The organism is Reyranella sp., assembly GCF_965279465.1.
Classification (GTDB): Bacteria; Pseudomonadota; Alphaproteobacteria; order Reyranellales; family Reyranellaceae; genus Reyranella.
On record NZ_OZ257242.1, the window covers coordinates 3785474 to 3803293 of the forward strand.

19 protein-coding genes are annotated in these 17820 nt (G+C 65.4%); 11 read left to right on the forward strand and 8 right to left on the reverse strand.

Annotation, left to right across the window (positions count from 1 at the left end):
• Positions 1–12 precede the first annotated feature (12 nt).
• The 3 genes from gltX to ACQY8M_RS18540 all read left to right on the forward strand — a co-directional run bounded on the left by gltX (position 13) and on the right by ACQY8M_RS18540 (position 3605).
• Positions 13–1341, forward strand: coding sequence for a glutamate--tRNA ligase (gltX, locus tag ACQY8M_RS18530; protein ID WP_428674870.1), 1329 nt, complete (start codon positions 13–15; stop codon positions 1339–1341).
• A 154-nt stretch (positions 1342–1495) separates the two neighbouring features.
• Positions 1496–2824 (forward strand): cysteine--tRNA ligase, encoded by a 1329-nt coding sequence (cysS, locus tag ACQY8M_RS18535; protein WP_428674872.1) that lies wholly within the window; start codon positions 1496–1498, stop codon positions 2822–2824.
• Positions 2825–2831: 7 nt separating this feature from the next.
• The gene (locus ACQY8M_RS18540; protein WP_428674874.1) at positions 2832–3605 is read left to right on the forward strand and encodes a class I SAM-dependent methyltransferase; all 774 of its coding nucleotides are present in this window, start codon (positions 2832–2834) and stop codon (positions 3603–3605) included.
• A 39-nt stretch (positions 3606–3644) separates the two neighbouring features.
• Here ACQY8M_RS18540 and ACQY8M_RS18545 read toward each other — a convergent pair whose 3' ends face one another.
• The 3 genes from ACQY8M_RS18545 to ACQY8M_RS18555 form a co-directional block, all read right to left on the reverse strand.
• Positions 3645–4424, reverse strand: a complete 780-nt coding sequence (locus ACQY8M_RS18545; RefSeq protein WP_428674876.1) for a thioesterase family protein — start codon at positions 4422–4424, stop codon at positions 3645–3647.
• Between the two features lie 7 nt (positions 4425–4431).
• Positions 4432–5310, reverse strand: a complete 879-nt coding sequence (locus ACQY8M_RS18550; RefSeq protein WP_428674878.1) for an alpha/beta fold hydrolase — start codon at positions 5308–5310, stop codon at positions 4432–4434.
• Between the two features lie 220 nt (positions 5311–5530).
• Entirely contained in the window at positions 5531–6352 is an 822-nt protein-coding gene (locus ACQY8M_RS18555; protein WP_428674880.1) for a hypothetical protein, read from the reverse strand.
• Between the two features lie 154 nt (positions 6353–6506).
• On the opposite strand from ACQY8M_RS18555, the gene ACQY8M_RS18560 reads away from it, so the two are divergent.
• The 5 genes from ACQY8M_RS18560 (at position 6507) to ACQY8M_RS18580 (ending at position 9112) form a co-directional block, all read left to right on the forward strand.
• Complete coding sequence (locus tag ACQY8M_RS18560; protein ID WP_428674882.1) at positions 6507–6860, forward strand: ArsR/SmtB family transcription factor; 354 nt, start codon at positions 6507–6509, stop codon at positions 6858–6860.
• Positions 6844–7305 (forward strand): SRPBCC family protein, encoded by a 462-nt coding sequence (locus tag ACQY8M_RS18565; RefSeq protein ID WP_428674884.1) that lies wholly within the window; start codon positions 6844–6846, stop codon positions 7303–7305. Before ACQY8M_RS18560 ends, ACQY8M_RS18565 begins: the two co-directional genes overlap by 17 nt.
• Positions 7302–7991: a DUF899 domain-containing protein gene (locus ACQY8M_RS18570; protein ID WP_428674886.1), complete on the forward strand. Its 690-nt coding sequence runs from the start codon at positions 7302–7304 to the stop codon at positions 7989–7991. Before ACQY8M_RS18565 ends, ACQY8M_RS18570 begins: the two co-directional genes overlap by 4 nt.
• Before the next feature lie 161 nt (positions 7992–8152).
• Positions 8153–8773, forward strand: coding sequence for a glutathione S-transferase family protein (locus ACQY8M_RS18575; protein ID WP_428674888.1), 621 nt, complete (start codon positions 8153–8155; stop codon positions 8771–8773).
• Positions 8774–8824: 51 nt separating this feature from the next.
• Positions 8825–9112 (forward strand): DUF427 domain-containing protein, encoded by a 288-nt coding sequence (locus ACQY8M_RS18580; RefSeq protein WP_428674890.1) that lies wholly within the window; start codon positions 8825–8827, stop codon positions 9110–9112.
• A 9-nt stretch (positions 9113–9121) separates the two neighbouring features.
• Here the strand turns inward: ACQY8M_RS18580 and ACQY8M_RS18585 are convergent, their stop codons facing one another.
• From ACQY8M_RS18585 to ACQY8M_RS18600, 4 genes are all read right to left on the reverse strand, one after another.
• The gene (locus ACQY8M_RS18585) at positions 9122–9559 is read right to left on the reverse strand and encodes a hypothetical protein (RefSeq protein WP_428674892.1); all 438 of its coding nucleotides are present in this window, start codon (positions 9557–9559) and stop codon (positions 9122–9124) included.
• A gap of 213 nt (positions 9560–9772) precedes the next feature.
• Positions 9773–10366: a hypothetical protein gene (locus ACQY8M_RS18590; RefSeq protein WP_428674894.1), complete on the reverse strand. Its 594-nt coding sequence runs from the start codon at positions 10364–10366 to the stop codon at positions 9773–9775.
• A gap of 74 nt (positions 10367–10440) precedes the next feature.
• Positions 10441–11223, reverse strand: a complete 783-nt coding sequence (locus tag ACQY8M_RS18595; protein WP_428674896.1) for an alpha/beta fold hydrolase — start codon at positions 11221–11223, stop codon at positions 10441–10443.
• A 3-nt stretch (positions 11224–11226) separates the two neighbouring features.
• A complete protein-coding gene (locus tag ACQY8M_RS18600; protein WP_428674898.1) occupies positions 11227–12501 on the reverse strand; it encodes an LLM class flavin-dependent oxidoreductase in 1275 nt (424 codons plus the stop codon).
• Positions 12502–12692: 191 nt separating this feature from the next.
• Between ACQY8M_RS18600 and ccrA the strand changes: the two genes are divergently transcribed.
• A complete protein-coding gene (ccrA, locus tag ACQY8M_RS18605; protein ID WP_428674900.1) occupies positions 12693–13982 on the forward strand; it encodes a crotonyl-CoA carboxylase/reductase in 1290 nt (429 codons plus the stop codon).
• Positions 13983–14202: 220 nt separating this feature from the next.
• Here ccrA and ACQY8M_RS18610 read toward each other — a convergent pair whose 3' ends face one another.
• Positions 14203–14901 (reverse strand): O-methyltransferase, encoded by a 699-nt coding sequence (locus ACQY8M_RS18610; RefSeq protein WP_428674902.1) that lies wholly within the window; start codon positions 14899–14901, stop codon positions 14203–14205.
• 54 nt (positions 14902–14955) lie between these two features.
• Between ACQY8M_RS18610 and ACQY8M_RS18615 the strand changes: the two genes are divergently transcribed.
• Together ACQY8M_RS18615 and glgX are read left to right on the forward strand one after the other, a co-directional pair.
• Positions 14956–15588, forward strand: coding sequence for a TetR family transcriptional regulator (locus ACQY8M_RS18615; protein WP_428674904.1), 633 nt, complete (start codon positions 14956–14958; stop codon positions 15586–15588).
• 58 nt (positions 15589–15646) lie between these two features.
• On the forward strand, positions 15647–17785 hold the full coding sequence (glgX, locus tag ACQY8M_RS18620) for a glycogen debranching protein GlgX (RefSeq protein WP_428674906.1): 2139 nt from the start codon (positions 15647–15649) through the stop codon (positions 17783–17785).
• Positions 17786–17820: the final 35 nt, after the last annotated feature.

Genomic DNA, 17820 nt, shown 5'->3' on the forward strand with positions numbered 1-17820 from the left:
CAAGTCGCCCCGATGTCCGTCGTCGTCCGTTTCGCGCCCAGCCCCACCGGCCTGCTACATGTCGGAAATATCCGCGCGGCGCTGTTCAACTGGCTATTTGCACGACGGCATGACGGTAAATTCATACTGCGGCTCGACGACACCGACCGTGCCCGGAGCAAGCCCGAGTTCGAGACGGCGATCGAGCGCGATCTCGGCTGGCTCGGTCTCACCTGGGACATCAAGGAGCGCCAGTCCGATCGCCTTGCCACTTACGACACGGCGCGCGACGCGCTGATCGCGTCCGGCCGCCTCTATCCCTGCTACGAGACTCCAGAGGAGCTGGAGTTCAAGCGCCGCCGGCTGCTCGCCCAGGGCCGGCCGCCGGTCTACGACCGGGCCGCGCTCAAGCTCGATTATGCGGCGCGCAGAACGCTCGAAGGCGAGGGGCGCCGGCCACACTGGCGCTTCAAGCTCGCGCCCGAGCAGGTGCGCTGGGCCGACCTGGTGCGTGGCGCCCAGCATGTCGACGAGGCGAGCCAGAGCGATCCGGTGCTGGTGCGCGCGGACGGGTCCTACCTCTACAGCTTCACCTCGGTGGTCGACGACATCGCCCTCGGCATCACTCATGTGGTCCGCGGCGAGGATCATGTCACGAACACCGGTGCACAGATCCAGATGTTCGAGGCGCTGGACGGCCCTGTTCCGGTATTCGCCCATCTGCCGCTGCTAGTCGATGCGGGCGGCGGCGGCCTGAGCAAGCGCACCGGATCGCTGTCGGTCGGCGAGCTGCGCGAGCGGGGCATCGAGCCGCTGGCGATCTGCGCGCTGCTGGCGCGCCTCGGCACGGCCGATCCCGTCGAGCCGGTGACATCGCTCGACGCCCTCGTTGCGACCGTCGACTTCGCGAGGGTCGGGCGCGCGGCGGCGCGCTTCTCGGAGGAGGAGCTGGTGCATCTCAGCGCCCGCACCCTGCATGCCATGCCTTATGCTGCGGTACGCGAGCGGTTGCCGGACGACTTGGGTGAGGCCTTCTGGCTCGCCGTGCGCGGCAACCTCACGACATTGTCCGACACGACGATCTGGGCCGATGTCGTGCGCGGACCGATCACCCCGCGCATCGAGGAGCCGGCGTTCCTGTCCGACGCGGCGAAGGCCTTGCCGTCGGAACCCTGGACGGACGCGACGTGGAAGGCCTGGACGAGCGCGCTGTCGGCTGCGAGCGGGCGCAAGGGCCGGGCGCTGTTCCATCCGCTCAGGCTCGCGCTCACGGCCCAGGACAACGGGCCGGAGATGGCCAGGCTCCTGCCGCTGATCGGCCGCGCCAAGGCCAGGGCGCGGCTGGAGGGCGAAGCGGCTTGAGCAGGACATGCCGCGGACAAGAGTTTGCACGGCACGAACGCTTCGTATAAAGAGGCGCCATGTCGTTCATCTTTCTCCCGCGATGTTCCGAGGTCTGACGCCCGTTCCGGGCCGGTCAGCCTTCGTTCATATCTGCATTGGGGAGTAAGGGGCGATGTCCCTGGTCATTTACAATACGCTGTCGCGCGAGAAAGAGCCGTTCGTGCCGCTCCAGCCGGAGCACGTGCGCCTCTATGTCTGCGGCCCGACCGTCTACGATTACGTCCATATCGGCAATGCACGCCCGGTGGTCGCGTTCGACGTGCTCTACCGCATGCTGAAGCGGAGCTATCCGCGCGTCACCTACGTGCGCAACATCACCGATATCGACGACAAGATCATGACCCGCGCGGCGGAGAACGGCGAGACGATCGACGCCCTCACCAACCGCACCGCGCAGGCCTACCAGAGCGACATGGGCCGGCTCGGCGCGCTCGCGCCCGACGTCGAGCCGCGCGCCACTGCTTATGTCGGCGAGATGGTATCGCTGATCAAGCGGTTGATCGAACGCGGCCATGCCTATGCCGCCGACGGCCATGTGCTGTTCAGTGTGCCCAGCATGCCCGACTACGGCCGCCTGTCGCGCAAGCCGCGCGACGAGCTGATCGCTGGCGCGCGGGTCGAGGTGGCCCCCTACAAGAAGGACCCGGCCGACTTCGTGCTGTGGAAGCCGTCGACCGACGTGCAGGCGGGCTGGCCGAGCCCGTGGGGCCGCGGGCGGCCGGGCTGGCACATCGAGTGCTCGGCGATGAGCGCTGCGCATCTCGGCGAGACTTTCGACATCCATGCCGGCGGCCTCGACCTGATCTTCCCGCACCACGAGAACGAGATCGCCCAGAGCCGCTCGGCCTTCGGTCACGCCATCATGGCGAAGTACTGGATGCACAACGGCTTCCTCAACATCTCCGGCGAGAAGATGAGCAAGTCGCTCGGCAACTTCTTCACCGTGCACGAGCTGCTCGACCAGTATCCCGGCGAGGCGATCCGCCTGCTGCTGCTGTCGGCGCACTACCGTCAACCGCTCGACTTCACGCACGAGGGCCTACAGGCTTCCAAGGCGACGCTCGATCGCTGGTACGGATTCCTGCGCGGCAAGGCGATTGCCGAAGTGGCCGTCCCGCAATCGGTCGAGGAGGCGCTGTCGGACGATCTCAACACGCCGCAGGCCATCGCCGCGATCCATCAGCTCGACGATCCGGCGCAGCTCCGTGCCGGCGCGCGAGCGCTCGGCCTGTTGCAGGAGGACGCCGAGGCGTGGTTCCGCTGGACGCCGGCAGGATCGACGGGGCCGAGCGATGTGGAGATCGAGACCGCGATCGCCGCCCGCCAGGCCGCGCGCAAGGCGAAGGACTTCAAGGAGTCCGACCGCATCCGCGACGAGCTCAAGGCCAAGGGCGTGATCCTCGAGGACGGGCCGAAAGGCACGAGCTGGAAGAGAGGCTGAGCGATTCGTGGAAACGGACCGGCTCTATGGCGATCCGGATCTGGCGCAGTTCTACGACCTCGAGAACGGCTGGGCCGAGGATCTCGACTATTGCCGCACGCTGGCCGAGGGCTGTGGCTCGGTGCTCGACCTCGGATGCGGCACCGGTTTGTTCGCAGCGTCTATGGCGGAGCAGGCCGGCCGTGTAGTGGTCGGAGTCGATCCCGCTGCTGCCATGCTCGACATCGCAGCCAAGAGGCCGGGCGGCGAGCGCGTGCAGTGGATCCGCCACGATGCCCGGACAGTCCGGCTCGACCGGCACTTCGATCTCGTCGTGCTGACCGGTCACGCCTTCCAGGTGTTCCTCACCGATGAGGATCGCGCGGCCGTTCTTCGCACCATCGCGGCTCATCTCGCGCCCACGGGCCACTTTATCTTCGATTCCCGCAATCCCGAATTTGGGCAGTGGCGCGCGTGGACGTCCGCGAATTCGAAGCGGCACATCGAACACCCCGCGCTTGGCCGCGTGCTCGCCTGGAACGATGCATCGTGCGATCCCGTCACGGGCATCGTGACGTACGGGACCTACTACGAGCTTGCGGATGGCCGTCTGTATTCATCGCAATCGAAGATTGCGTTCCCGCCGCAGGAGCGACTCGCGTCGCTGATCGACGCCGCGGGCCTCACGGTCGAACGATGGCTCGGCGACTGGTCCGGCACGCCATTCTCCCTGGCCTCTTCCGAGATCATCCCTATTGGAATGTCTTCTCTTCCGGACCGCGAGCCTCCGGCTCGCTCATGAGCATGAGCGATCTGGAAGGTCGCGGTCCGGAAGAGAAGACTACGACCGCTTCTCGAACAGGATGCTCTGGACGGCGCGGCCGAAATAGCCGGCGCGATCTGCGAGCCTCGCGGCGGCGAGGCCGATCGAGTCGGGACCGGCCCAGGTCTCGGCATCGAGCAGGATCCATTCGCCGACCGGCTCGCGGGCGAGGCTGAGCGTCAGGTCGCCATTGATGAACGTCCAGTGGCGGAAGTCGAGCACCGAGGAGGTGCCGTTGCAGAAATCCCCGGTGATGGCGGCGCGCATCAGCGGCGAGATCGCCGCGCCCTCGACGATCGGCCGCGTCGCATGGAACCAGATCGCCGCCGGCCCGGCCTGCGCAAACGCGCCCTTGACGTTGCGCGCCGATAGGCCGGACAGGAACGGCGTGTTCGACATCGCGCCGGCCATCGCGTCGTTGCCTGCTTCGGGCAACGGCAGGTCGAGCGGCGGGTAGGGGGTCTCGACCGGCAGCGCCTCGGCCTGCTTGCGGATCCGCAGCGCGGTCGCGCGCACCACTTCCTTGCCTCCGGCCAGCAGCCGTACCGCGACGAGCTGGATCTTCTTCCCTTCGCGCAACACCTCTGTCTCGATCGTGAGCGGCGCCACCGGTACCGGCCGCATCAGGTCGACGGTGAGCCGCGCCACCCGCATCGGCACGGGCGAGGGCAGGCGCTCCACAGCCCAGCAGATCAGCGACGAGGGTGCGGCACCGTGCTGCAGCTTTGGGTCCCACGGCCCGCCCGCGTGCGCGCTGGTGTCGGCGGTGACGCCGTCGACCCGATAGATCGCTTCCATCCGGATTCTAGCTCCTCGCGAACTGGAGCAGGTCCCGATTGAAACGCTCCGCATCCGTCACGAACAAGGCATGTGGCGCGCCCTCATAGATTTCCACGCGGCTGCCCGCAATACCCGCCTGCGTGCGGCCCGCGTTGATCGGTGTGATCGGCGAGTCGGCGGTGCCGTAGACGATCAGGGTCGGCACTTTGACGGCCGCGAGATCGGGCCGGAAGTCGGTCTCGGAGAAGGCGCGCAGGCAGCCGATCTGCGCCTGCGGCGTGGCCTGCAGCGCGATCGACATCGCCCACTCGACCAGCTCGGGTTCGGCGTTGCGGCCGAGCAGGCCAGGCGCGCCCGAGGCGAGGTAGCCGTATCGATTGCTCCACAGTGCCGCGACGATCTTGTCGTACAGGGCGCGGTCGACGCCTTGCGGATTGTCGTCGGTCCTGAGCGCATAGGGCGTTGTCGGCGCGACCAGCATCACGCGGCTGACGCGCGCGCGGCCATGACGCGCGAGATAGCGCACGACTTCGCCGGCGCCCATGGAATGACCGACCAACACCACGTCCTTGAGGTCGAGCTTGTCGAGCAGGGTGGCGAGATCGGCGCTGAGGATTTCGTAATCGTAACCGGTCTCAGGCTTGCTCGACTGGCCATGGCCGCGCCGGTCGTAAGCGATCGCGCGCAGGCCTTGCGACGCGAGCGCCTCGACCTGGAGGCTCCAGATCGCGGAGCTGAGCGTCCAGCCATGGATGAACACGACCGGCCGGCCAGTGCCCTTGTCTATCGTGAACAGACGCTGGCCGTCGCGCGTCTCGATCGTGCCTGAGGCGGCGCGCGTGGGCGACGGGAGCAGCGCCGGGACGGCGGCTGCGGCGAGGAACGTGCGGCGATGCATGAGCATGAAAGCCTCCTTCGATGGTGCGCCAGAGATGCGCTCCACCACGGCAGGCGTCGAATACCGTTGAGGTAATGATGTCAGCGTTCGGTCAGGCTAAAAAATGCATGTACGGTCACGCGAGCGCGTCGCGCCGTAGACTTCATGACGCTGATCTTCGATCGGTGTCCGCTGTTGCCGGCATAGCGCTTCGGGGTCGGCCCAGCGAAGCGGCATCGCATAGAAGTTATTGTCCTCTCGGCGGAAAGGTCTTGCGAGAAAGTAGATATCTGTCCTCCAGAAAGATGAAGAAGAGCTCATGCAGTCCGGCCACGTCCAGTCCGACCTGATGTCCAGGCTTCTCCAAGTCGTGGAGGAGTATGTAGAGATATCGAGCAATCTTGGCGCAATAAAATGTCCCGTATTTTTGAAGCACTTTATTCTGTGCTGTTCGAAAGGAAGCCGAACTGACGGTTGTTAGCGCTGAACCATCTTCAGCTGTATGAAACACTGCTGAATGTGACCCGATGAGCGCGTCCACGATTTCCGCGCGGGCGCGGTCTCGTCGCTGGTCACTTGGTTTGTAATGTGCTTCGAAGATGCGGCTTCCGATGCTGTCGAACCATTCTCTTATGGGATCATCGACGGTAACGGCGACGCCGGAGAGATAGTCGAGATTGTAGTAGCGCGTGCTCTTCGAAAATTTCGTAAGGAAGCGTATTATATCGGCTTCGATACCATTGGCCGGAAGATCGAAGATATCGCTACGGCTCGCTGTTCGTGCGCGCGCAAGCCGGGCATCGGCGAATAGAAGCCCGATATCGTGACCATACTTTCGTAACATCCTCTCTGGCATGAGCGCGCCGCTGTGGCGCACCGCGTAGTCGATGATGACAATGATCTTGAGAAGCCGCTCGAAGCCTATCGCCAGACTGAAGAACGCATGGCTGTAGAGGCCCGTCGAACTATAATAGGCCTTTCGAAGCGTGGTGAGACCAGAGCTGATTGATTGCGAGGCAATCGCAGCTTCTCTCGTAAACGCATTCCATTGGGGTGAAAACGGTGGCATTGCGAACTCCACTTTACCCATAGTCTCTGGGAATCATACGCGTGCCTAGGGCGCCGATCGCCGGGCAGTTAAGCAAGATGCCTTCTTGGCGTCCCTCAACGGGTCGACAGGGCAAGGACTTGACGATCTGTCGTATTTAACGTATTGGTTAAATATGGATGCGCTCTCGCAAACCTTCTCGGCGCTGGCCGATCCGACCCGGCGCGCGATCCTGGCGCGGCTGGCGACGGGAGCGGCAACGGTGGGCGAGCTGGCCGAGCCGTTCGACATGTCGCTGCCGGCCGTGTCGCGCCATCTCAAGGTGCTGACCGAGGCGGGACTGATCGAGCGCAGCACCGAGGCGCAATGGCGCCGCTGCAGCCTGCGCGGCGAGGGCATGCGCGAAGCGGCCGACTGGATCGAGTTCTACCGGCGCTTCTGGGAGCAGCAGTTCGACCAGCTCGATGCTTTCCTTGCCCGTACGACTCCGAAACCTGCGAAGGAGAAACGCCGTGGCCGCCGTTCTTGACGACAACACGTTGCGCCTCGTCCGCATCTTCGACGCGCCGCGCGAGCGCGTGTTCGACGCCTGGGCCGACGAAACCCAGTTCATCCAGTGGATGTGTCCGCCCGGCGTCATGCTCGATGAGGCCCACCTCGACGTTCGGCCGGGCGGCGCCTGGCGCGCGCGCGGGCATCGTCCCGACCGGACCTTCGCCACGTCGGGCCGCTATCTCGAGGTCAAGCGGCCGGAGCGACTGGTCTTCACCTGGGCGCACCATGCGGGCGCGGACTTCGACACGCCGCGCGGGCACGAGACCACGGTGCGCCTCGAATTCCGCTCCGTCGGCAGCAAGACCGAGCTGACGCTGATCCATGGCTCGTTCGCCGACACGCCCAGCCGCCAGGGCCATAACGACGGTTGGAGCGGTTCGTTCGACAAGCTCGAAGCCTTTCTGCGGAGGACAGCATGACAAGCCATCGCATCGTCTCGCAATCGGAGTGGCTCGAAGCCAGCCGCGCGCAGCTTGCCAGAGAGAAGGAGTTCACGCGCTTGCGCGAGGAGCTCGCGGAGGAACGTCGCGCGCTGCCTTGGATGAAGGTCGAGAAGGAGTACGTCTTCGACGCGCCCGAGGGTCGCGTGACTCTGGGTGACCTGTTCGCAGGTCGGGGTCAGCTCATCGTGCAGCATTTCATGTTCGGCCCGGACTGGAACGAGGGCTGCCCGAGCTGCTCCTTCTGGTCGGACAATTTCAACGGCATCGACGTGCATCTCGCGCATCGCGACACCTCGTTCGTGGTCGTGTCGCGTGGGCCGATCGACAGGCTCGAGGCGTACCGCAAGCGCATGGGCTGGACCTTCCATTGGGTCTCCTCTCTGCACAACGATTTCAACTTCGATTTCGGCGTCTCCTTCCCGCCCGACGAGAAGGAGCCGAAGTACAACCACGACACCCTGGCGCCCTACGGCCAGGAGGCTCCCGGCCTCAGCGCCTTCCGCCGCGACGACGGCGCGATCTATCGCACCTATTCGACGTATGCCCGCGGCCTCGACATGCTGAACGGCGCCTATCAGCTGCTCGACATCACCTCGAAGGGGCGGGACGAGAAGGCGCTGTCCTTCTCGATGGCCTGGGTCCGCCGGCACGACCGCTACTGACGAAGCTCCGACCCCGTTCCGGCGCTACGCGCCACCTTCCCCCGCAGACGGGGGAAGGCATGAATTTCTTCGCCTTCCCCCTTCTGCGGGGGAAGGTGCCCGAAGGGCGGAAGGGGGTCGGACCTTCGATCAGATGAGTTTCGACAACCAAGGAGGCAATGATGGCAACGCTCAAGATCCACGGACTGTCGCCCAGCACCTTCACCCGAACGGTGCGGTTGGCGTGCCACGAGAAGGGCGTCGACTACGAGATGGTCGACGCGATGCCCAACACGATCGGCGCGCTCAACCCGTTCGGCAAAATCCCCGCGATCACGCATGGCGAGCTGACGCTCTACGAGTCGATCGCGATCCTGCGCTACCTCGAGCGGGTCTTTCCGGGACCGAAGCTGTGGCCGGACGACGTGGCCGCCGCGGCGGTTTGCGACCAGTGGGCGAGCGCCGTTGCGGATTCGCTGGTCAACGCCGCGCTGCGCTACTTCGCGGCGCGCGCCGGCTTCCTGCCGGTGCCGGCGGAAATGGCGCAGAAGTATCTGGCCAAGACGGCGGACGTGTTGCCGGTCTTCGACCGCCAGCTCGGACAGCATCGTTTCCTGGCAGGCGATTCACTGACCGTGGCCGACCTCTACCTTTATCCGCTTTACGCCTATTTCCCCGATGTCGCCGAGCTCAAGGCGATTGCCGACCAGGCGCCGAACGTCAACCGCTGGGCGCGTGAGATGGCGGGGCGGCCGAGTGCGGTGGCCACCGAGCCCAGCTTCAGGCCGCAGATTGCCGCTTGAATGTCCCGCTCCGGCCATCACCTAATGGGCATCCACTCAGGGGATGCATCGATGACCCATAAGGCGACCTGGCACGGCAAGGTGATTGCCGAGAGCGACAAGACCCTCGAAGTCGGCGGCTATGTCTATTTCCCGCGCGACACGGTGAAGATGGACCTGCTGAAGGTCACGCCCAAGACGGCGAGCGATCTCGAATGTCCGCACGGCGTGCAGTTCTACGACGTCGTCGAAGGGGCGGCGCAGAGCCCGCGCGCAGCATGGTCCTACGAGGCGCCGCAGGCCAAGATGAAGCCGGTCGATCACTGGATCGGCTTCTGGGAAGACGTCGCGATCTCCTGACGCGCCCCGTCAGTACTGCACCGCGCGATTACCGTTCAGGACGGCAGCGCGGCCGGCGCCCGGATCGGCTTCGCGAATCGTGCAGACGAATTGCCCAGGCTGCATCTCGACGTCGATGAAGCGCATGTCGCCGGGGGCGAGGTCGATCGTGACCTGGTTGGTGGAATTTGCACCCCAGCAATGGAACGTGTTCGGGCCCGGCGCGAACTCCGCGCGCATCCAGGTTTGCGTACCGAGCCGGCCGATCTCCTGGCCGTTGGCCCTAACGTTCAGGACCGGACTGGCTGAGGTCGGATTGAAGAAATAGACCGCGCCCATGCCGGGTGGCGGGGGACCGAACTGCTGGCCGGCGCTGTCGGCGCCCGGTCCCGCCAGCGGCACATAGGACGACTGGCAGCCGGCAACAGTGAATGCCCCGGTGAGGGCAACGATCAGGGCATGACGCATACTCGACTCCTCTGGCAGCAACCGGCACAGTTCCGGCTTGCTGTCCAATGGGGAGAAAAGCCGTGTCCGCCGAGCCGAGCAAGTATCGTTTCGGAGCGCGGCTACGAGACGCTGGTCAACGCGCCGGAAGAGCATCAGGCGCAGACCGTCGCGCTCCAATGGTGCGCGCTCAGCGAACCTGACTGATCAGTGCGAAGCGCCTGACGCCGGTCCCTAGTTGACCGGCGTGATCGCCGTGACCGACATCGGCGTCGTGAGACCGATCACGACGTCGCCGACCTTGATCTTCTTCAGCATGTCCTGCGTGGCGATCGAGCGCGCGGAATAGGTGCGGATCGGGCCGCCGCGGCCGTCGATCACCGAAACCTGGTTGGTGGCGAGGTCGACGGCGGTGACCGTGAAGGTGACACGGCCGAGATCGATATCAGTCGAGGAATCGGGCTTGCTGCTATCGCGGCGCGCTTCGCGCGACCCGGGGCCCTTCTGGCGCAGATTCAGGAGCGTCACGATCTCGTTGTAGGTGATGTCGGCCGCGGCGTTCTCGGGGATCGTGTCGAGGTTCTTGACGCCGTCGCCGACCGCCAGGTTGACCAGCCGGCCCTCCGGCGTGGTGAAGACCATGGTCCGGGTTTCGGTGTCGATCGATTCGATCCAGCCCCGCACGGTGACGGTGTTGGCGAACGAAACGCCGGCGCGCGGAACCGCCTGGACCGGACCCTGGGCGGCGGCCGGCAAGCTGCCGCCAAAGGCCAGCGTGGCGGCCAGAATGGAAATCCCTGCGGCCCAATTGATCGAGCGGATCGTCATTGGCTCGTAACCCCCGTGAAACTGCGACGCGGCGGACAATACCCATCCCAACCGACTGTGCAACCACGAAGGCGTCAGGAGAGATGCTCCAGCACGGCCCGGGCAACCAACTCGGGCTGGTCGAGATAGGCGAGGTGGCCTGCGCCGGCAACGGTTTGGATTTTGGTCGAGCCGTTGATGCCGTCGGCGAACTTTTGCGCATAGCTTGGCGGCAGCACGGCGTCCTTGTCGCCCCACAGCACCAGTGTCGGTGCCTCGATCAGGCCGAGCCGCTTCTCGAGCCTGGTATTGCCGAGCGGCCACAGGGCGCGGGCGGCAGCCTCGGACGCGCGCGTCATCTCGATCGGCCATTCGATCGAGTTGGCGCCTTCCGGCGGCGCCACCAGCGCTTCCCACTTGGTCGCGTCGGCGCACATGAGGCCCGCGACCGCGTCCTTGCGCTGCGCCCAGGGATCGGCGGCAGGGACGGCCTCGTCGAACAGGCCGAACGGGGCGATAAGCGCCAGTTTCCGGACATGACCGGGAAAGATCGCGGCCATTTCGGCGGCAAAGGCGCCGCCGACCGAGGCGCCCAGCAGGTCGGCGCCGGCCAGCCCGGCCTTCTCGACGATCTGGCGCACCGCCAGCACCCAGTCGATATGGGTGTCGAGCACGGTGTGGCCGAGGCCGCCGCCGGGATAGCCCGGCAGCGACGGCACGATCACCGTGCGCGTCCTGGCCAGCTCGTCGAGGAACGGCACCCAGCGCGGCAGGCCGCCGAAGCCTGCCAGGAAGCCGAGTTTGGGCCCGCTGCCCTTGGTCCAGACGCGGCAGGAGAAGCCGTTCACCTCGACGGTGGTCGTCACCGGATCGGACAAGGCCTACTCCGCCGCGACGGTCTGGGGACGGAAGGCCGGGACGGCGGCGCGCTGGCCCTTGGCCATCGGCTTGGGCCACCACTTGTCCTCCCAGTCGGAGAACAGGTCCTTCACGTGCGGCATCACCTTCTCGGCGAACATGCGGGTGTTGTACTTGGTGGTGTCCTTGCTCATGTTGCCGTACTGCAGCAGCAGCATCAGGTGGCCGACATTGAGGCTGGTGCCGACATGGCGGATCTGCTCGATCACCTCGTCGGGCGAGCCGATCAGCACATAGCCGCCGTCGACGATGTCCTTCATGTTCGTTGCCTTGAGTGCGGCCTTGGTCGCCGGATTGGCGATGTTGGCGGCCTTGCTCATCATGCCCTCGATGCCGGCGCGCTGCGTGCCTTCGGTCGTGTAGCCCGGCGGCAGGGCGAAGCGCGGATCGACGTGCAGGCAGCGGCCGTAGAAGTACTCGGCCGGCTCGGAGTAGAGGTCGAGCGCCTGCTGGCGGCTCTCCGCGACACCGACGAACTGCAGAAATCCCGCGCGGTACGGATTGCGGTCCTTGCCGAGCTTTTCCATCTCGTTCCAGAAGCCCTGCATCGTGGTCAGGCCGGCCTTGTAGCCGTAGTAGGAGAGGTAGCAGTAGACGTAGTCCATCTCCGCGCACCACCGCCACGTCTCGATCGAGCCGCCGCCCGGGATCCAGATCGGCGGATGCGGGTCGTTCTGGATCGGCCGCGGCCAGATGTTGACGTAGCGCTGCTGGTTGAAGCGGCCGGAGAAGGCGAAGGTGTCCTTTTCGGTCCAGGCGCGCTTCACAAGGTCGTGCGCTTCGTAATAGCGGTCGCGTAGCAGGCTGGGGTTCTGGCCGTAGGCGTAGCAGGTGTCCATCGGCGAGCCGACCGGGAAGCCGGCGATCAGCCGGCCGCCGGAGATGCAGTCGATCATCGCGAACTCTTCGGCCACGCGAGTCGGCGGATTGTAGAGCGCGAGCGAATTGCCCATCACGCAGATCGCGGTGTCGGTCGTGCGCCGCGCCAGCGACGAGGCGATCAGGTTGGGCGACGGCATCAGCCCATAGCCGTTGGAGTGATGCTCGTTCACGCAGACGGCGTCGAAGCCGCATTCGGCGGCATATTCGAGCTCGTCCATGAAGTCGTTGTACATGTGGTGCGCGCGGCGTGGGTCGAACAACGACGAGTGAATGTCGACCCACACCGACGGATGCTTCTTGTTGAAGTCATCCGGAAGCTCCGTGTACGGCATCAGATGGAACCACATGAGCTTCATGGCACGTCCTCCCTGCGACTCGGACCGTAGTGCATGAACGTTCGTTTACTCGCCAAATCCTGTCAATGTGCGTTCTTGGTTCACGCAACAAAGTTGTTTTTCTGGAACCTTTCCCATTGCGATTCGTATTCGTGCGTTGCAACTTCGCTTCTGCAGCAATAACTTGCCGCAGTGCAATAGGAGGCTTCGCCATGTCCGTTGTCGCAATGACGGCGCGCAATCACCCCACGGCCAACCAGCCGGTGAAGGATCTTTATGAAGTCGGCGAGATTCCGCCGCTCGGCCATGTGCCGGCAAAAATGTATGCCTGGGCCATCCGTCGCGACCGGCACGGACCGCCCGAGCAGTCGATGCAGCTCGAGGTCGTGCCGACCCACGCGATCGGCGAGGACGAGGTGCTGGTTCTCGTGATGGCCGCGGGGGTCAACTACAACGGCGTGTGGGCCGGCCTTGGCCTGCCGATCAGCCCGTTCGACGTGCACAAGCAGCCGTTCCACATCGCCGGCTCCGATGCCTCGGGCATCGTCTGGGCGGTCGGCGCCAAGGTGAAGCGCTGGAAGGTCGGCGACGAGGTCGTCATCCACTGCAACCAGGACGACGGCGACGACGAGGAGTGCAACGGCGGCGATCCGATGTTCTCGACCAGCCAGCGCATCTGGGGTTACGAGACGCCGGACGGCTCCTTCGCCCAGTTCTGCAAGGTGCAGGCGCGCCAGCTGATGAAACGCGCGCAGCACCTGACCTGGGAGGAGAGCGCCTCCTACACGCTCACGCTCGCCACCGCCTACCGCATGCTGTTCGGCCACCGCCCGCACATCCTGCGGCCGGGCCACAACGTGCTGGTGTGGGGCGCGGCGGGCGGCATCGGCTCGATGGCGATCCAGCTCATCGCCACGGCGGGCGCCAATGCGATCGGCGTGATCTCCGATTCCTCCAAGAAGGACTTCGTGATGAGCCTCGGCGCCAAGGGCGTCATCAACCGCAACGACTTCGACTGCTGGGGCCAGCTGCCCGACGTCGACGACCAGAAGGGCTACGCCGAGTACATGAAGAAGGTGCGCAAGTTCGGCGCCGCCATCTGGGAGATCACAGGCCGCGGCAACGACGTCGACTTCGTGTTCGAGCACCCCGGCGAGCAGACCTTCCCGGTGTCGTGCAACATCGTGAAGCGCGGCGGCATGGTGGTGTTCTGCGCCGGCACCACCGGCTTCAACCTGACGATGGACGCGCGCTTCGTGTGGATGCGCCAGAAGCGCATCCAGGGCAGCCACTTCGCCAACCTGCTGCAGGCCAGCCAGGCCAACCAGCTGGTGATCGAGCGGCGCATCGACCCGTGCATGAGCGAGGTCTTCGACTGGGCCGACATCCCCAAGGCACACACCAAGATGTGGAAGAACCAGCACAAGCCCGGCAACATGGCGGTGCTGGTCTCGGCCAAGCGGCCGGGCCTGCGTACTCTGGAAGACGCGCTCGACGTCTGATTTTGATATTCCTTCCTGGCGAAGCCAAGAGGTGGCGCGTCGACTCTCTCGCGCTTCGCACAAAAGAGTCCTATCCGCGACGGAGGGGTCGTGGGCACCAGTCGTGTTGCTCATGACCCCCGCGCTGCGGCGGCGAAGCGTAATCGAGGCGATCTGTTCATTGCGGCCGACGTTGCATGAGGAGGTCACTGCGCTACGCCTCGCTGAGTTTACCCCGAGGTCATCCGAGGGGCTGGGCTCCGGTCGGGACGACGGAATGGCTTCTCATCGACAACTCGACATCCTCGCCGAACGGGAGCGAGAGATAGCCGTGTGACGGCGAGCGGACGCGGGCGAGATAGTCCGGGCTCCAGTCGGCGTTGTCGGCGACGATCAGCGCGCCGGGGCGCAGGCGGGTCTCGAGCAGGGCGAGGATTGCCGGATACAGTCCCTTCGCTCCGTCGAGCAGGATGAGATCGATGGTGTCGGGCAGGTCGCGCGCCAGCGTTTGCAGCGCATCGCCTTCGCGGATCTCGACCAGGTCGGCGAGGCCGCCGGCCGAGAGGTTCGCGCGGGCACGGGCCACCTTGGACGGCTCGAACTCGCTGCCGATCAGCCGGCCACCGCCGTTGTCGCGCAGCGCAGCCGCGAGATGCAGGGTCGAGATGCCGAACGACGTGCCGAATTCAACGATGGTCCGCGCGCCGCTGCTGCGCGCCAGCATGTAGAGCAGCGTGCCGGTCTGGCGCGAGACCGCGAGCGGCAAGTCCTTCGCGCGTTCGTAGAAGGCGCGGTATTCCGTCGTGCTGGTCATCATTCTCTGCCGGTCGTCGGCGGAGATATTCGCCATCTCCTGGCGCAGGAGGACGGCCGAGGCGGCGGCTTCGGCGAACAGCCTGTCGAGCACCGGGGCGAGGGGAGCGTTGGTGAGTGTTGTCATGACCGGAAAATACGAATAGTTCGTCGCATTCGCCATTCGCGTTCCGGGAGGCCCATGAAGAGCCCGAAAACACCGCATCTTTCGTCGCGCAAGCAGCCGCAGCAGGCACGTTCGTCGCGTCTGGTCGCGGACATCCTCGAGGCGGCCGTCCAGGTCCTGAGCCGCGAGGGCGCGCGCCGGTTCACCACGGCGCGCGTCGCCGAGCGGGCCGGCATCAGTGTCGGCTCGCTCTACCAGTATTTTCCGAACAAGGAGGCCATTCTCTTCCGCCTGCAAGCAGCCGAATGGCGCCAGACCGGCGCGCTGCTGCAGGACATCCTGGCCGACCGCGGCCTGCCGCCGACCGGGCGCCTGCGGACGCTGGTGCGCGCCTTCTTCCGGTCGGAATGCGAGGAGGCGGCCCTGCGGCTGGCGCTGGGTGACGCCGCGCCGCTCTATCGCGACGCCCCGGAGACCCGGGAGCACCGCACGGCCGGAGTTCGGCAGGTGCTGGCTTTCATGCGTGAGGCGCTGCCGCAGACCCGGCCTGCCGAGCGGGCGCGTGCGGCGGAGGTGATGATGATCACCATGGAGGCGGTCGGGAAATCCGTGTCGGAGGACGGGCGCCCGCCCGCCGACGTAGACCGGATCGCTGCGGTGACGGCCGACATGTTCTGCGCCTACCTCGACCGGCTGAATGCTGCATGACACCATTCCCGCGCTGCTGCGTTGTGGCTGTGCCGAACTGCAGTGGGGATCGCGATACATGGGAAAATTCGACCTGGCCCGTCTCAAGGAGGGGTTGCCGCACCCGCTCGGTGCGACTTGGGACGGCGAGGGCACGAACTTTGCCCTCTTCTCGGCGAACGCGACCAAGGTCGAGGTCTGCCTGTTCGACCCGAAGACCGGCGAGGAAACCGATCGCATCGAGCTGCCCGAATATACCGACCAGGTCTTTCATGGCTATCTGCCCGGAGTCGGGCCGGCGACCTTCTACGGATACCGGGTGCACGGGCCTTATGAGCCTGAGGCGGGCCACCGGTTCAATCCGAACAAGCTGCTGCTCGATCCGTATGCGCGCGCGCATGCGGGCAAGCTGACATGGACTCCGGCGGTATTCGGCTACCAGCTCGAATCGGGAGACGACACGACATTCGACGAGCGCGACAGCGCGCCCTTCGTGCCGAAATGCGTCGTGGTCGATCCCGGCTTCGACTGGCGTGGCGAGCCCGGCCGCCAGTTCGTGCCGTGGGATCACACCATCCTCTACGAGATGCACGTGAAAGGCTTCACCCAGCTCCATCCCAAGGTGCCCAAGCGGTTGCGCGGGACCTATGCGGGGCTCGGCAATAAGGACGTCGTGGCCTATGTGAAATCGCTCGGCGTGACTTCCGTCGAGCTGCTGCCTATCCACTCCTTCGTCGACGACAGCTACCTGCTCGACAAGAAGCTGCGTAACTACTGGGGCTACAACACGATCGGCTTCTTCGCACCCGATCCGCGCTACGCCTCCGATGTGCCCAACAGCCTGCGCGAGTTCAAGGAGATGGTCGCGCGGTACCACGATGCCGGGCTCGAGGTCATCCTCGACGTGGTCTACAACCACACCGCCGAGGGCAACGAACGCGGGCCGACGCTGTCCTTCAAGGGCATCGACAATGCGAGCTACTACCGGCTCGTTCCGGACCAGAAGCGCCACTACATCAACGACACCGGCACCGGCAACACCGTCAACCTCAGCCATCCCCGGGTCATCCAGATGGTGACCGACAGCCTGCGCTACTGGGCGCAGGAGATGCATATCGACGGCTTCCGCTTCGATCTCGGCACGATCCTGGCGCGCGAGCCGAACGGCTTCGACGAGCAGAGCGGCTTCCTGAAGGCGGTCGGTCAGGATCCGGTGCTCGACAGCGTGAAGCTGATTGCCGAGCCGTGGGACTGCGGTCCGGGCGGTTACCAGGTCGGCGGATTTCCGCCCGGCTGGGCGGAATGGAACGACAAGTTCCGCGACACGGTGCGCGACTTCTGGCGCGGCGAGGCGGATGCCAAGGCGCTGGCACCGCGGCTCTGCGCCTCGGGCGAGACCTTCAATCGCGACGGGCGGCGCGCCTGGGCGTGCGTAAATTTCGTCACGGCGCACGACGGCTTGACGCTCAACGACACCGTCACCTACAACGACAAGCACAACGACGCGAACGGCGAGGACGGCAAGGACGGCAGCTCCGACAACCGGTCGTGGAACTGCGGTGCCGAAGGTCCGACGAAGGACGCGGAGATCGAGGCGTTGCGTGGACGCCAGGTCCTGAATTTTCTCTCCACGCTACTGCTGTCGCAGGGCACGCCGATGCTGGTGGCGGGCGACGAGTTCCGCCGCACCCAGAACGGCAACAACAATGCCTACTGCCAGGACAACGCGATCAGCTGGGTCGACTGGAGCCTCGCGGAAAAGAACGCTGTGACGCTGGCCTTCACCCGCACCCTGATCTCGCTGCGTCACAAGTATCTGATCCTGCGCCGCACCCGCTTCTTCACCGGCGAATTCAACGAGGAGCTCGGCGTCAGGGACCTGACCTGGATAAACGCCGCAGGCGGCGAGATGCAGGCGGAGGAATGGGACGACGGCCACATGAAGTGCTTCGGCATGCTGATGGACGGCCGTGCCCAGGTGACCGGCATCCGCAAGCGCGGCCAGAATGCGACGCTGCTGCTGGTGATCAACGGCTATCACGACATGGTCGAGTTCACCCTGCCCGAGGCGCCCGACGGCGAGGGTTGGATCCTGCTGGCCGATACCAACCTGGCGGATCAGGTCGAGCATGAGCACTTCGCGATCGGCGCCACCTACCAGGTCACCGGCCGCTCGTTCCTCGTGTTCCTGCTGAAGGCGACACGCGCGGGACGATGAAGTGCTCCCCACGTTCCTCCCCGCGCTGCGCGCAG

Coding starts and splice junctions, on each gene's coding strand:
- gltX (WP_428674870.1), top strand. CDS start 13: ATGTCCGTCGTCGTCCGTTTCGCGCCCAGCCCCACCGGCCTGCTACAT.
- cysS (WP_428674872.1), top strand. CDS start 1,496: ATGTCCCTGGTCATTTACAATACGCTGTCGCGCGAGAAAGAGCCGTTC.
- ACQY8M_RS18545 (WP_428674876.1), bottom strand. CDS start 4,424: ATGGAAGCGATCTATCGGGTCGACGGCGTCACCGCCGACACCAGCGCG.
- ACQY8M_RS18550 (WP_428674878.1), bottom strand. CDS start 5,310: ATGCTCATGCATCGCCGCACGTTCCTCGCCGCAGCCGCCGTCCCGGCG.
- ACQY8M_RS18555 (WP_428674880.1), bottom strand. CDS start 6,352: ATGCCACCGTTTTCACCCCAATGGAATGCGTTTACGAGAGAAGCTGCG.
- ACQY8M_RS18560 (WP_428674882.1), top strand. CDS start 6,507: ATGGATGCGCTCTCGCAAACCTTCTCGGCGCTGGCCGATCCGACCCGG.
- ACQY8M_RS18570 (WP_428674886.1), top strand. CDS start 7,302: ATGACAAGCCATCGCATCGTCTCGCAATCGGAGTGGCTCGAAGCCAGC.
- ACQY8M_RS18575 (WP_428674888.1), top strand. CDS start 8,153: ATGGCAACGCTCAAGATCCACGGACTGTCGCCCAGCACCTTCACCCGA.
- ACQY8M_RS18580 (WP_428674890.1), top strand. CDS start 8,825: ATGACCCATAAGGCGACCTGGCACGGCAAGGTGATTGCCGAGAGCGAC.
- ACQY8M_RS18585 (WP_428674892.1), bottom strand. CDS start 9,559: ATGCGTCATGCCCTGATCGTTGCCCTCACCGGGGCATTCACTGTTGCC.
- ACQY8M_RS18590 (WP_428674894.1), bottom strand. CDS start 10,366: ATGACGATCCGCTCGATCAATTGGGCCGCAGGGATTTCCATTCTGGCC.
- ACQY8M_RS18600 (WP_428674898.1), bottom strand. CDS start 12,501: ATGAAGCTCATGTGGTTCCATCTGATGCCGTACACGGAGCTTCCGGAT.
- ccrA (WP_428674900.1), top strand. CDS start 12,693: ATGTCCGTTGTCGCAATGACGGCGCGCAATCACCCCACGGCCAACCAG.
- ACQY8M_RS18610 (WP_428674902.1), bottom strand. CDS start 14,901: ATGACAACACTCACCAACGCTCCCCTCGCCCCGGTGCTCGACAGGCTG.
- ACQY8M_RS18615 (WP_428674904.1), top strand. CDS start 14,956: ATGAAGAGCCCGAAAACACCGCATCTTTCGTCGCGCAAGCAGCCGCAG.
- glgX (WP_428674906.1), top strand. CDS start 15,647: ATGGGAAAATTCGACCTGGCCCGTCTCAAGGAGGGGTTGCCGCACCCG.